We start from the raw sequence: 13243 nt of genomic DNA on the forward strand, positions 1-13243 counted from the left end.
ACATCAACGCGACCTGTAACCACTGTAACCACAGCCGCCTCGCATGTGGGTACGGCAAGTGGGTTCAGTAAAACAGCTGTAGAACAGCACCTTAGCGGACGTGTACCCACTGTATCCACTGTACCCACACGAAATGGAGGGAGAAGAGGTGGCCGAGAGATGAAACCACGCGGGAGCGCGTCCCTCCCACGCTCGGTGCGGGCCGACCTGTCGGCGCTTGCAGACGCACTGCGCGACCTTCCGCGCGACTGCCTCGCCGACAAGGCCGAGCTGTGCCACTGGCTCAACGGCCTCGCCCGGCGGGTCGAGCGCATCCGCGACGTGGAGCTTCCGAAATCCGGAGGGGGCGCCGATGGGTGAAAAGCGCACCGCGGAGCGGCACAACGAAAGCGAGCAACCACGTTTTCGAGCCCGGCTCCCGCTGGACCCGCGCGGGCTCTCGCGCGAGGTCGCGGCTGGCTATGTCGGCGTGTCGCCGTCGCTGTTCTCGGCCATGGTCGAGGACGGCCGCATGCCGCGTCCACGGGTCGCCAACGCCCGGCGCATCTGGGATCGACACGAGCTTGACGCGGCGATCGATGCGCTGCCCCATGACGGCGAGACGCCAGGCACAAACGAGTGGGACAGCGTCCTGTGAGCGGGGCCGCCATGGCGACGATCAAACTGCCCGGCGTGGAGAGCTGGCGCGACCGCCACGGCCGCCTGCGGCACTACTATCGTCCCACCAAGGCCCACAAGCGCCTGGCCCTGCCCGGCGAGGCGGGCTCGGCCGAGTTCATGGCGGCCTACCATGCGGCGATCGACGCGGCGAAGCCGGCCGAGAGCAAGATCCGCACGGCCAAGCCCGGCACCATGGCGGCGCTGGCCGCCTCCTACCTCGCCAGCTCCGACTTCGCGGACCTCAAGCCGTCGACCCGGAAGGTGCGGCGCGGCATGCTCGGCCGCTTTCTCGAGGACCACGGGACCAAGTCCGTCGCCACGATCGAGCGGCGCCACGTCGTCGCGATCCTCGACAGATACGCGGACCGGCCCGCCGCGGCGAACAATCTCCGCAAGATGCTGAAGGTGCTGTTCACCCGAGCGATCGACCTCGGCATGCGGAAGGACGATCCCACGCACCGCATCAAGGGCCGGAAGACGGGGCACTGGCGATCCTGGACCGATGAGGAGATCGCCGCCATGGAAGCGCGCTGGCCGGTCGGCACGCGCCAGCGGCTCGCGTTCGCGCTCCACCTGTTCACCGGCCAGCGCCGGTCCGATGTCGTGAAGATGACCCGCGCCGACGTCGTCGACGGCAAGATCCGCGTGGTGCAGTTCAAGACGGGGACGAAGGTGGTCGTGCCGATCCACCGCGACCTGAAACCGATCCTCGATGCCTCGCCGCTCGGCCGCATGTACTTGGTCGAAACGTTGGCTGGCCGGCCGTTCAGCGTCGCCGGCTACGGCAACTGGCTGCGGGACTCGCACCGCGCGGCCGATCTGCCCGAGGACTGCGTCACCCACGGGCTGCGCAAGGCCGCGGGTCGCCTGCTGGCCGAGGCCGGCGCCAGCACCAAACAGATCATGGCGGTGCTCGGCCTCAAGTCGATTGAGTTGGCCGAGCTCTACACGCGCGACGCGGAGCAGGAGCAATTGGCCGAGGGTGGCATGTCGGTGTGGGAAGGGAAGGCGGCGCGGTAGCGCATATGCGGAACGGGGCAGAACGGGAACAGACTTCCCCAAACCTCGGCCGACACTTCCCCAAACTCGGGGCTAAATCATTGTAATCGTTGACAGTAAAATGGGAGGTGGCGCGCCCCGCAGGAATTGCAGCGGCGTTCGCCGGCAGTCGCCCGACCCCGTTTTCCCTCGTGCCGAAGGTGCCCCGACGCGTCTTTCCGGTTGCGTCCGTTCGCGTCTGTTCGCTACAAGCCGGAGCCGAAACTAGGGACGAGACCAGGGATGGCCCTTTTCGATTCCAGATCGGACAGCGGTTGAGGAAAGATCTCCTCAGCGCGCGCGCGGTTGCGACGATCAAGGAACCCGGCCGGCACTCCGACGGGGGCAACCTGTACCTCTATGTCTCGAAGACCGGCAATCGATCGTGGGTCTTCATGTGGTCGCGGAACGGCAAGCAGCGCGAGATGGGCTTCGGCCCCGTCGGGGACGTCACGCTGGCCGAAGCGCGCGACAAGGCCCGCGAGGCCAGGCGCCACCTTCTCGCCGGCCGCGACCCGCTCGTCGAGCGCGACCGCGACAAGCAGACCGCCACCTTCGGCGAGTTCGCCGACGCCTACGTCGAGACGATGAAGGGGCAGTGGGCGAACTTCAAGACGGCGCATCAGTGGCGCGTGATGCTGACCACGAATGCGGCGCCGCTTCGGTCTCGGCCGATCGCCGATGTCGACACTGAGGGCGTGCTGGGCGTGCTCCGGCCCATGTGGACGAAGACGCCCGAGATGGCGGTGAAGGCCCGCTCGCGCATCGAGGCCGTGCTGGACGCGGCCAAGGCGAAGGGGCTTCGCCAGGGCGAGAACCCGGCACGATGGCGCGGCCACCTCGATCAGCTCTTGCCCAAGCGTCCCAGCCTCGTGCGCGGCCACCACGCCGCGATGCCCTATTGAACCGCCCCGGGTTTCCCGGAGGCTCCTGATCTTGCGAGACTGGAGCCATGACGAAGCGCACACCCCCGTTTTCTCCCGAGGTCCGCGAGCGCGCGGTCCGGATGGTGCAGGAGCATCAAGGCGAGCACAGCTCGCGGCACGCGGCCATTCGTTCGATCGCGTCCAAGATCGGCTGTTCGGGGGAAACCCTGCGCAATTGGATCAAGGAAGCAGAGAGCAGCAAAGCCGCGAGGCTTGGCCCTGCATCGGACGAGCGCGAGCGCATCAAGGCGCTGGAACGCGAAGTCCGCGAGCTGCGGCAGGCGAATGAGATCCTGCGCAAGGCGAGCGCGTATTTTGCCATGGCGGAGCTCGACCGCCGCTCACGGACATGAAAGCCTTCATCGACGAGCATCGGGATGCTCATGGGGTCGAGCCGATCTGCAAAGTGTTGCCGATCGCCCCGTCGACGTACCACGCGCACGCGGCCCGGCAGGCCGACCCCACCAAGCGATCGGCGCGGGCCAGGAGCGATGCGACGCTGATGGTCGAGATCCGCCGCGTGTTCGACGAGAACTTCGGCGTCTACGGGGTGCGGAAGATCTGGCGGCAACTCGACCGCGAGGGCATCCGCGTCGCCCGCTGCACGGTGGCGCGCCTGATGCGTGTCTTGGGGCTGCAAGGGGTTGTGAGGGGAAGAAAGGCCCGCACCACAGTGCCGGATCCCTCGGCGGCTTGCCCGCTCGACCGGGTGAACCGGCAGTTCAAGGCCCTCGTCCCAACGCGCTGTGGGTGTCGGACTTCACCTATGTCGCGACCTGGTCCGGGTTCGTCTATGTGGCTTTTGTCATCGACGTGTTCGCCCGCCGCATTGTTGGCTGGCGAGCTTCGCGCTCCGCTCAGACCAGCTTCGTGCTGGACGCCCTGGAGCAGGCCCTACACCAGCGCCGACCTGTCGGCGCTCTCATTCATCACTCTGACCGTGGAGTACAATACGTCAGCATAAAATACACAGAACGACTTGCCGAAGCCGGCATCGAACCCTCTGTCGGCAGCATAGGAGACAGTTACGACAACGCCCTCGCTGAAACCATCAACGGCCTGTTCAAGGCCGAGGTGATCCATCGGCGGGGTCCATGGCGGTCGTTCGAGGCCGTCGAATATGCCACACTTGAGTGGGTCGACTGGTACAATCACCGCAGGCTGCTCGAGCCGATCGGCAACGTTCCGCCGGCCGAAGCCGAAGCAGCCTTCTACGCCGCGCTTGAGGCCCCCCCGATGGCGGCGTAAATTCCAAGCCAATCAGCCTCCGAGAAACCCGGGGCGGTTCACTATGCCGAGGTGCCGGCGTTCATGCGGTCGCTCGCGGCCAGCGAAGCGCTGTCCTTCATGGCGCTGCGCTTCACCGTCCTCACGGCCGTGCGGACCAGCGAGGCGCTCGGCGCCATGTGGAGCGAGGTCGACTTCGACGCCCGGCTCTGGACGATCCCGCCTGAGCGCATGAAGGCGAGCCGGCAGCATCGCGTACCGCTGTCCGCCGCCGCTCTCGGCATCCTGCGCGAACTGCACGCGAAGCGGTCGAGCGACTTCGTCTTTCCCGGCATCAAAGCAGGCAAGCCGCTCAGCAACATGGCGATGCTCATGGTGCTGCGCGGCATGGAACTCGACGTGACCGTGCACGGCTTCCGGTCGAGCTTCCGAGATTGGGCGGCCGAAACGACGGACTACCCGAACGAGGTCGCCGAGATGGCGCTCGCCCATGTCGTCGCCGACGCGGTCGAGCGGGCCTATCGGCGCGGCGACCTGTTCGAGAAGCGGCGCGGGCTCATGGATGCATGGGCGGTGTTTTGCGGCTTGGCCACGAAGGACGATGTTGATGCCGAATGACACTCCGGGTCGAAGAAGGCCGCTGACCAAAGACGATTATCGTCGACAGTGGGAGGCTAAGTGTCCGTCCGATAAGGGCACGTGGGGTTGAGTGGCCGGGGCTGAGATGATTCCAGGAGGGTGCTGAAACCTGATCTGGAACCGCCATGTGGACCCCGGCCACCCGCGAGCAGCATAGCCGCTCCGAACTCCGCTACTCAACCGATCTGACCGACGCCGAATGGGCCGTCATCGAACCGCTGTTGCCGCCCGGCAACCCGCTCGGACGGCCCCGGCTGTGGTCGTTGCGGGAGATTGTGAACGGCATTTTCTATGTGCTGCGGGGCGGCGTTCCCTGGCGCCTGTTGCCGAAGGACCTGCCCCCGAAGAGCACGGTGTACGGCTACTTCAGCGCGTGGCGCGATGAGGGCCTGTTCGCCGGCATCAACCACCATCTCGTCATGCTGGATCGCGAGCGGGCCGGGCGAGAGGCTTCGCCCACCGCGGCCGTGCTCGACAGCCAGAGCGTGAAGACCACGGAGAGCGGCGGTCCGCGGGGCTACGACGCGGGCAAGAAGGTGAAGGGTCGCAAGCGCCGGCCCTGGTCGACACGGACGGCCGCGCCCTGGTGCTCGACCCGCAGCCGGCCGACGTGCAGGACCGCGACGGGGCCGTGCCGGTGCTCAAGCAGTCACGCCGTTCATATCCTTTCATCGCCAAGGCCTTCGCCGACGCGGGCTACGCCGGCGACAAGCCGGACAGCGCCACGCTCATCGCCGTCGAGATCGTCCGCAAACCACCCGGGCAGGTCGGCTTCGTGGTTCACCCCCGGCGATGGGTGGTTGAGCGCTTCTTCGCCTGGATCAGCCGCAATCGACGCCTCTGGAAGGATCCGGAGGCCACAATCGCATCCGCAAAGGCCTTCCTCTACGCTGCGTCCGTCATGATGCTGCTACGTCGCATAGGTTGCGCAGCCTGACTTCCCGGACGGACTCTAAGCCGCGCCCGCAGCCGCGCCAGGACACTGCCGAGGCGATGAAAATCCCCGAGCTACTGCGATCTCTCGAATATATCCGAGACAGCACGGGTGATCCTCTATTCAGCGATACCATCGCGGCTATCGAGTCTTACGGATTCAAGGGGCGAGGTCTGAAACGCGGAGGGACGGACGCATCCAAGCAGTCGTGGGGCGATCCTGATGAAGGCTACCTCAACCACATTCGTTTCGACATTGAGCGGTTCGGATGGAGCGTGCCTGAGAGCACACAGCACATTGTCGCTCAGTACAAGGCTCCGGGTCAGTCCTTCGACACCATCGTCGACAGGCTGGCCACAAAGTACCGCGCATGGGCCGCGGCGGGACATCCTGCCCCGATTATCGCCGACCCTGGTGACATCGGACAGAGGTGGACGGTGTTCCCGGTCGGCGATGCGCCTCTCAATCTCGGCCATGCCGTGGTGCCCGTGGAAGGGCTGACAGTCAACGTCACCAATTTCTGGCGTCGTGTCTTCCGAGATGGGAGCATCCGAGTTCAGGCCCGCACACAAGCCGACTGATAATCGTCAGGAAACAGGGACAGGTTTTGGAGCTGAAAAATCTGTCCCGAAGACTACACACACAGATCGCCTGAGTTCGTGCATCGTCCGCCTACCGCCGCAATTCAGCGGCGACGTTCGCGGACATAGAGATGCCTGAGAACACCAAACTTGCCGCTGAGACCGTCGACGAATTCCTGGTCGCCATGGGAATCGGTCGGACGCTGTTCTATTCCGAAGTCAAAAAGGGCCGCATCCGCATCGTGAAGCTGGGCCGCCGCACGCTCGTGCCGCGCTCCGAGCGCGAACGGCTGTTGTCCGGCTCCACCATGAACGAGGCCGCGTGACCTGATGGCTCGAAAAAAGAAAAGACCGACGGTGCCCTGCCAGGCGCCCATCGGCCTTCCCCTCACAAAAATGCAGCTCCCCAGCTACGCGATGGAAGATAGCTCCACCCTCGACTTTCGCCAAGCCCCGATCGGCGCCATCCGGCTCGCCCGACGCTTCGGCCTCTCAGTCGCAACCGCCGCGGCCGTGGTCGAGGCCAACGGTTGGGGGTGCGCGTGAGCGTCGTTCCCTTCCGCCTCCGCGAGCGCGTCGCGGTCCTGACCTGCCCGGCCGAGAACGAGTGGCAGGTCACCACCTATGAGGTCGGGCTCGGCGCGGTGCTTCTGCAGCGCACCTTCCACAACCCGCACCACGCCTGCGACCTGCTCACGGTGCTCAGCCGCGACGGCGCGCACCGCATCGTCATCGAGCCCGAGGCCGAGCGCTGGCGGCACCTGATGTACTACAGCCGGTTCGATACGATGGAGGCGCTGAAATGAGCCTCGGCCTTTCCACCTCGCGCGTCGACATCAAGGCTGTGTCCACCGCGGCGCTCCGCAGCCTGCCGGACCTCCTGGCTGACTGGCTCCCCGGCGGCCGGCGCGAGGGCCACGAGTACGTGGTCCGCAACCCGACCCGCGCCGACGGTCGCCCCGGGTCCTTCACGATCAACACCGCGTCGGGCCGCTGGTCCGACTTCGCCACGGGCGACAGGGGCGGCGATGCCGTCAGCTTGTACGCCTTCCTGAACAGGACATCGCAGGTGGATGCAGCGCGCGCCGTCGCCGATCGGCTCGGCCTGTCTCAGCCCGAGCGAGCGGCCGATGATGCTCCTGCCGCTCGCGTCAACGCCAAGGCCGAGCGCAAACCCGACGCCGACCGCGATCCGTGGACCTGCATCGTCCCGGTGCCGGACGAGGCGTTCCCCTTGGTCGTTCAGCTCGGCGGCCGGGAGCCGCGCTCGACATGGATTTTCCGGGACGCGGAAGGTCGCGTCCTCGGCGTCGAGTGCCGATGGCTCAAGTCCGACGGCAAGGACATCCGTTTCGCATGCTGGTGCCGCCACGAGGACGGCCGCACGGAATGGCGGCTCAAGCACCTTCCGGCGCCGCGGCCCATCTTCGGGCTCGACCGCCTCGCCAAGGCGCCGCTCGCCCCCGTGTTGGTAGTCGAGGGCGCGAAGAAGGTCGAGCCTGCTACCCGGCTCTTCCCGGACCACGTCGTTGTGGCGTGGCCGGGCGGGGCCGAGGCGGTCAAGCATGTGGACTGGTCGCCGCTCGCCGGCCGGGCCGTAGTGGTGTGGCCCGACAACGACGACGTGGGCCGCAAGGCGGCCGCGACCATCGCCGAGCTGGCGCTGAAGGCCGGTGCGGACAGCGCGGCCGTGGTGCCGGTGCCGAGCGACTTCCCGCCGAAGTGGGACCTCGCCGATGTCGTGCCGGACGAGGCCGACCTCGCGGCCCTGCTCGACGCGGCCCGGCCCGCCAAGGCCAAGGCTCCGAGCTGGCCCGCCGGCTTCCGCATGACGGACCGCGGCCTCGTGTGGTCCGACCCCAGCGACGATGAGAAGCCCGAGGTGGTCGTGTCGGGCCGCTTCGACGTGCTGGCCGAGAGCCGCGACGACCGCGGTCAGTCCTGGGGCGTCCTGCTGCGCTGGTCCGACCCGGACGGCCGCGCGCGGGAGTGGGCCATGCCGCGCTCAATCCTGGCGACGGACGGCGCCGACGTGCGGCGCGTGCTGCTCGACGGCGGCCTCTACGTCGGGGCCGGCACGAAGGCAAGGAACCTGCTCGTCAACTTCCTGACCGGCGTCCACGTCGAGGCGCGCGCCCGGGCGGTGTCAGCGACGGGCTGGTACGGCGCCGCTTTCGTGCTGCCCGACGGCGCCATTGGCATGCCGAACGGAGAGCGCGCCATCCTGCAGACCAGCGGCGCCGTCGACCACGCCTTCAACGTCCGCGGCACCCTGGATCAGTGGAAGGAGGAGGTCGCCCGCTACGCGGTCGGCAACAGCCGCCTTGTGCTGGCGATCTCGACCGCCTTCGCGGCAGCCCTGGTCGGCCCGTGCGGGGAAGAGAGCGGCGGCATCCACCTCCGCGGCCCCTCGTCGATCGGCAAGACCACCGCTCTGTCGCTCGCCGGGTCGGTGTGGGGCGGCGGAGATCAGAAGTACGTCCGAGCGTGGCGGGCCACCTCGAACGGCCTGGAGGCTGTGGCGACGGCGCACAACGATGCGCTGCTCTGCCTCGACGAGCTGGCGCAGCTCGGGGGGCGCGAGGCCGGCGAGGTGGCGTACATGTTGGCGAACGGGTCCGGCAAGGCGCGGGCTACCCGGGAGGCCATGCTCCGGAAGCCGGCGAAGTGGCGGCTCCTGTTCCTGTCGTCGGGCGAGATCAGCTTGGCCGACAAGATCGCCGAGGACACCCGGGGCCGGAAGCAGACTGCGGGGCAAAAGGTCCGCGTGGTGGCCCCAGCGAAAAACAGCATGTCTGTGAAAATCATGCTCCGCGATTGACCGTCAGTGCCTCACAGCCCGACGTTCTGCCTGACACGCCGCGGGGCTGGTGCGATGGATTGGGCCGGCTCGACCGCTGGACGCCGCCCTGTGAAGGCTTCCGGTTCGGCGAGTGGGAAGCCGTGCACCGGGCCGTGGCGCACTTCATGGACGACTACGCCGCCGAAGCCGCCGCACACGGCTGGACGGCCATCGACCTGTTCGGGGTGCATGGCCTCGCCGGCGCCGCCCGGGTCGACAGTTGCGGGGCTCTGATGCTGCCGCTGCTCAAGAACGTCACTGCTCTCACCGCCGAGACCATCACATTCGGTCCGCTCACCTACCGTCGCCGAGCGATGCCTGAGTCGGTGCTCGTGTGGGACCTGATCGGAGAAACCCTATGACCACGTCGAACATCGCCACCGCCATCAACGCCGCGCACGACAAGGTCGAGTCCCACAAGCGCGAGGGCACCAGGTACGCCATGGAGGCCGGACGGCTGCTTGTCGAGGCAAAGGCCACCGTCGCTCACGGCGGCTGGGACGACTGGCTGAAGGCGAACGTCACGTTCAGCCCGCGCACCGCGCAGCTCTACATGCGGCTAGTCCGCATCACCGGCGACGATCCGGCAAAAGCGCAACGCGTTGCGGATTTGCCCCTGCGAAAGGCTGCCCGAGCATCTCGGAAGACGACAGCGCCGACCGTGGTTTCGCTGCATCGGCCGGAGCAGGAACGGCTGGTCGAGGCCTGGAAGGCCTGCCGTTCTGACACTCGCCGCGCCTTCGCCCGCGAGATCCACGAGCGCGGCGACATCGACGCCAAGGGCTATGAAAAGCTGATCCGCACCGTCGAAGAGGGGGAAGCTGCGCAGCGCGTCGTGAAGTCGATCCGGGAGCATTGCGGCGTAGAGGGTATCAGGACGTTCGATGCGGCCTTGAAGGCAGGCTGTACCCCGCGCCAGATCGCCCTGGCGATCGAGGCCGAGATGGAGCGCAAGGCCGCTCATGCCGCGGCGACGCTCGACATTGCCAAGGATCTCACCCGCCGCGTCTCGGCGGTGGACGGGTAGGGCCTAGGCACTCCCACGTCGAGCGGCACCGGCGACGGTGACCGTCCGCCCGGCCGGACCCCAGCCGAAAACCCCGGGTCCTTCCCTAGAGGGCCCATCCCGAGGGGTACGCGCGACCGCGATCCGTCTGTAGATCGCAAATTTTCAAACCGGATTTTATGTTTATGTCCGACACCCCGAAGAGCATGCGCCACGTCAGTCGCGTATGTCGGCGACGGAGATCGCGCGCCTTCAGTATGCGGCCGGCAAGCTGCACGTCGACCCGGCTGCGGTCGGCGGCGCCATCAGCTCGTGGTCGAGCAAGATGGTCGAGTTTCGGATGCACACGTCCGATTTCTACCGCTACCTGATGCGGCAGAACGCGGACGTCGCCGCCAAGATTTCGGCCGACAACCCCGTCGACGCACTGAAGGACTCGCTCGACTACCTGTCGCGCATCAAGGACCCGCAGATCCAGAAGCGTGTCGCCGACATGGCCGGCTTGGGTGATCTGATGCCCATGCTCGGCAAGGGTCCCCAGGGGCTGGCGGACGCATTCGCTGACGCGGCGCGCGAGGTGAAGCCGATCTCACAGGCCCTCGTCGACGCCGCCGAAAAGCTGAACGACTCCACGAACCGGATGAACCAGTCGTGGACCAACCTGAAGAACGACGTGGGGCCGTCGTTCATCGATCCCCTGTCGAAGATGATCGACAAGCTAGACGCGACGCTGAAGTTCGCGGCGGCGAATCCCGGGGACGCGGCGGCCGTCGTCGGGGTCGGCGCGGTCGCGGCGGGAACGCTCTACGCGCGCCACCGCCTGATGCGGAACAGCAGCACCTTCGGCGCTTCTGGGCTCGACCGCGCGGCCGGCGAGCTGACAGGCGCCGCCGGCGCGCTTAAGCAGGCCGCTGCGGCGCTGGAGGGCGGCAGGGGCGGCCCAAGCGGCGGCGCCGGCCCCGGCGGATCGTCCCCGGGGTTCGCCAACCTGCTCCCCGCCGCCACCCTGGCCGGTCTCCAGCTATTCGATCTCGCCCGCGGCGCGCCGGATGAGCTGCGGAAGCTGCAGGAGAACCCCGACAAGGACCCGGCCTCGCCCGAGATGGAGTTCGCCGCCAAGCTGGGTGACACGGTGCGCGGCTGGTTCAAGGGCGAGTCCCTACCGTCCGCGTCCGACAGGTGGGCGACGCCGTCGCGCTATGACGTCGAAGCCCGAGCGCGTGGCGGTGACCTTAAGAAAGACGTCCAGGAAGGCGCCAAGGCTGGCATCGTCCAGGGCTTGCGCGAACTCGCGCAGCAGCAGGAGCTAGGCGGCGGTCCGGGCGGGAATAGCTTCGGCGGTACGCCGTCCGGCCGAGGCGGCAGCGCCGGCATGCCAAACCTGCGGTACGGCCGTCCGAAGGCTGGTGGTGGATACCGGCGCGGCCCTGGTGTCGACGGCGGCGGCCCCGAGGGTGCCTTCAACCCACGTCAGCCCGAGAAGCCCGGCACCTATCGCCCCGAGTACAAGCTCTCGGACGCCGACCTCAGCGACTATGTCGTCAACACCGTCAACGGCGAGGCGACGAGCAGCGCGGAGAGCATCGACGCCGTCATCAACAACATGATGAACCGCGTCGGGTCGAAGGGTTGGGGGCCGAGCGCGAACCTGCGGGACGTCGCCAGTGCGCCGGGGCAGTACGCCGGCCATCGCCCCGCGAGCGCCCAAGTCGCCGAGCGCATCAGGGCGCGCATCCGGGCCATCGCCTCAGGCGGCGTGCCGGACAACACGAACGGGTCAAATGCCTACAGGGCGGCTTGGTATCACGGGAAGTGGTATCAGCAGCACGCGGCGACGGGTCGGGTCGTGGGTGGTAACCGCTTCGACTACGAGCCTTGGACGAAGAACGGCCCATACGCGCCCTATCCCTCGGCTCATGCACCCGCGCCGGCCACCCCAGGCGCTGGCACCCCGGCTCCCTCGGCCGCGGCTGTCTCCGACGCCGAGCGGTTCAAGGCGCAGCAGCGCCTCATCAACGGCTCGCACGACCCGGCCGACCGCGCCCTCGTCGAACGCTACAAAGCCCAGCAGGCGAAGCCGGAGCACCATCGCGCGGGAGGTTGGCTCCGTGGCCGCGGCACCGGCACGTCCGACTCCATTCCCGCCATGCTGTCGAACGGCGAGTATGTGGTGCAGGCGAAGGCGGCCGGCGCCTGGCTGCCACTGCTGCACGCGATCAACTCGGGACAGCTCGCGCGCTTCGCCGAGGGCGGGCCCGTGGGGTTTGGCGTGGCCAAGGCCTTCTACCCGGGTCCGAAAGAGCAGTCCGGCATCTCCGACGCCGAGGGCCATGCCAATCGCCGGTTCTGGCGCGACTTCATGCGGAAGCCGCGAGCGGACGGCGGCATGGGGGCGAGCTGGCGGACCACCATCGCGGCCCTGGCCATGATGCAGGGCGAGAGCGGGCGTGGCCTAAACTCAAAGCTCTACGGGTGGGACGTGAACGGCCCGAGCGGCGGCGTGGACCAGCTCCACGACGTCACCACCGGCCGCTCCGCACATCCGCTCCGACGTTTGTCCGACCTGATGCGACTTGGCATGATGCAGCATGCCGATTGGCGTGATCCCTGGATCCAGGCCGCCAACTGCAAGCGCGAGGCGCTCGGCGACATGAACTTCGCGTGGCGCAGGATGGCCGCGGCGCGGTCAACCGGCGCTGCCCTGAAGGAGGGCATCGACAAGTTCGAGAACCCCGCGCAGCACGATCTAGAGCTGCGGCGCCGCATGCCGAACGTGCTGAGGCTTCAGCGCGAGGTGGTGGCCGATAGAGCAGCCCCGGCGCAGGCCATGGATCCGTTGGAGGTGAACATCCGCCACCACCCGCACACCGGCCACCCGATCGTCACGGCGCGGGCCGGGAAGGGTGTGAAGCTCAACATCCGCAGCTTCCCGACGATGCGGCCCACGTGAGCGGCAGAATCACTCTCGGCTTGTCCGCCACCCGTCGAGGTGGGCTGGCAAACCGATCAGTGCTGGATTACTGCCATCGAGCGTCGGCAGGCACAGCCCCAGGGTCAAAGCGTCGAGCACTGCTTGAGGGTCTGCACCATGAGCGAGGAACGCCCCGTTGCAGCTCGCTACCCACTTGGTCCGGTGATTTTCGCCCCATAGATCCGGGCGCGCCCACTCGATGACGAAATGCTTTTTCTGTGTGGTGTGCTCGTAAATCATTCGTGAACTCGTGCCCCGAACGCGGCCCCACGTAGGCCTCGGTACATTCGATTGCACATCAGGACGCGTTGCAGCGATACCCCGTTGCAAGATTCACCTTACCAAGCGAGGCTGAACGTAGCGATGCAACGGCAGAGCATCATGGGCTAACGCAAGCGGAGGAGCGATCTCGCCGCCTT

At 67.4% G+C, this 13243-nt stretch carries 14 protein-coding genes, 1 pseudogene and 1 other annotated feature; of the genes and pseudogenes, 14 read left to right on the forward strand and 1 reads right to left on the reverse strand.

Going from position 1 to position 13243, the window contains the following annotated elements; genetic code table 11:
- Positions 1–159 precede the first annotated feature (159 nt).
- The 14 genes and pseudogenes from L7N97_RS15705 to L7N97_RS15770 all read left to right on the forward strand — a co-directional run bounded on the left by L7N97_RS15705 (position 160) and on the right by L7N97_RS15770 (position 12803).
- Positions 160–360 (forward strand): hypothetical protein, encoded by a 201-nt coding sequence (locus L7N97_RS15705; protein ID WP_237479254.1) that lies wholly within the window; start codon positions 160–162, stop codon positions 358–360.
- A complete protein-coding gene (locus L7N97_RS15710) occupies positions 353–637 on the forward strand; it encodes a helix-turn-helix transcriptional regulator (protein ID WP_237479255.1) in 285 nt (94 codons plus the stop codon). The genes L7N97_RS15705 and L7N97_RS15710 overlap by 8 nt, the downstream gene beginning before the upstream one ends.
- An 11-nt stretch (positions 638–648) precedes the next feature.
- A complete protein-coding gene (locus L7N97_RS15715; RefSeq protein WP_237479256.1) occupies positions 649–1680 on the forward strand; it encodes a tyrosine-type recombinase/integrase in 1032 nt (343 codons plus the stop codon).
- 293 nt (positions 1681–1973) lie between these two features.
- The gene (locus tag L7N97_RS15720) at positions 1974–2603 is read left to right on the forward strand and encodes an Arm DNA-binding domain-containing protein (RefSeq protein ID WP_237479257.1); all 630 of its coding nucleotides are present in this window, start codon (positions 1974–1976) and stop codon (positions 2601–2603) included.
- A 47-nt stretch (positions 2604–2650) separates the two neighbouring features.
- Positions 2651–3872 (forward strand): annotated as a pseudogene (locus L7N97_RS15725) (IS3 family transposase).
- Positions 2932–3048 (forward strand) — a sequence feature (AL1L pseudoknot). It overlaps the preceding pseudogene by 117 nt.
- 63 nt (positions 3873–3935) lie before the next feature.
- Positions 3936–4469, forward strand: coding sequence for a tyrosine-type recombinase/integrase (locus L7N97_RS15730; protein WP_428980998.1), 534 nt, complete (start codon positions 3936–3938; stop codon positions 4467–4469).
- A gap of 146 nt (positions 4470–4615) precedes the next feature.
- Positions 4616–5427, forward strand: a protein-coding gene (locus tag L7N97_RS15735) for an IS5 family transposase (RefSeq protein WP_428980972.1) whose coding sequence is annotated in 2 segments (ribosomal slippage) — positions 4616–5048 and positions 5048–5427 — 813 coding nt in all. Because the reading frame shifts where the segments join, the coding sequence is not laid out codon by codon here.
- Between the two features lie 56 nt (positions 5428–5483).
- The gene (locus L7N97_RS15740) at positions 5484–6005 is read left to right on the forward strand and encodes a hypothetical protein (protein ID WP_237479259.1); all 522 of its coding nucleotides are present in this window, start codon (positions 5484–5486) and stop codon (positions 6003–6005) included.
- 131 nt (positions 6006–6136) lie between these two features.
- Positions 6137–6331, forward strand: a complete 195-nt coding sequence (locus L7N97_RS15745) for a MerR family transcriptional regulator (protein ID WP_237479260.1) — start codon at positions 6137–6139, stop codon at positions 6329–6331.
- A gap of 216 nt (positions 6332–6547) precedes the next feature.
- Positions 6548–6811: a hypothetical protein gene (locus L7N97_RS15750; protein WP_237479261.1), complete on the forward strand. Its 264-nt coding sequence runs from the start codon at positions 6548–6550 to the stop codon at positions 6809–6811.
- Positions 6808–8826 carry a DUF927 domain-containing protein gene (locus tag L7N97_RS15755; RefSeq protein WP_237479262.1) on the forward strand — a complete coding sequence of 673 codons (2019 nt, stop codon included), beginning with the start codon at positions 6808–6810 and terminating at the stop codon, positions 8824–8826. The genes L7N97_RS15750 and L7N97_RS15755 overlap by 4 nt, the downstream gene beginning before the upstream one ends.
- Before the next feature lie 59 nt (positions 8827–8885).
- Positions 8886–9209, forward strand: a complete 324-nt coding sequence (locus L7N97_RS15760) for a hypothetical protein (protein ID WP_237479263.1) — start codon at positions 8886–8888, stop codon at positions 9207–9209.
- Positions 9206–9874: a DUF3102 domain-containing protein gene (locus L7N97_RS15765; protein ID WP_237479264.1), complete on the forward strand. Its 669-nt coding sequence runs from the start codon at positions 9206–9208 to the stop codon at positions 9872–9874. Before L7N97_RS15760 ends, L7N97_RS15765 begins: the two co-directional genes overlap by 4 nt.
- Before the next feature lie 205 nt (positions 9875–10079).
- Entirely contained in the window at positions 10080–12803 is a 2724-nt protein-coding gene (locus L7N97_RS15770) for a hypothetical protein (protein WP_237479265.1), read from the forward strand.
- A gap of 9 nt (positions 12804–12812) precedes the next feature.
- Here L7N97_RS15770 and L7N97_RS15775 read toward each other — a convergent pair whose 3' ends face one another.
- Complete coding sequence (locus L7N97_RS15775; protein ID WP_237479266.1) at positions 12813–13064, reverse strand: hypothetical protein; 252 nt, start codon at positions 13062–13064, stop codon at positions 12813–12815.
- Between the last annotated feature and the right edge of the window lie 179 nt (positions 13065–13243).

Origin of the sequence: Lichenibacterium dinghuense (assembly GCF_021730615.1) — a bacterium.
Taxonomy (GTDB): domain Bacteria; phylum Pseudomonadota; class Alphaproteobacteria; order Rhizobiales; family Beijerinckiaceae; genus Lichenihabitans; species Lichenihabitans dinghuensis.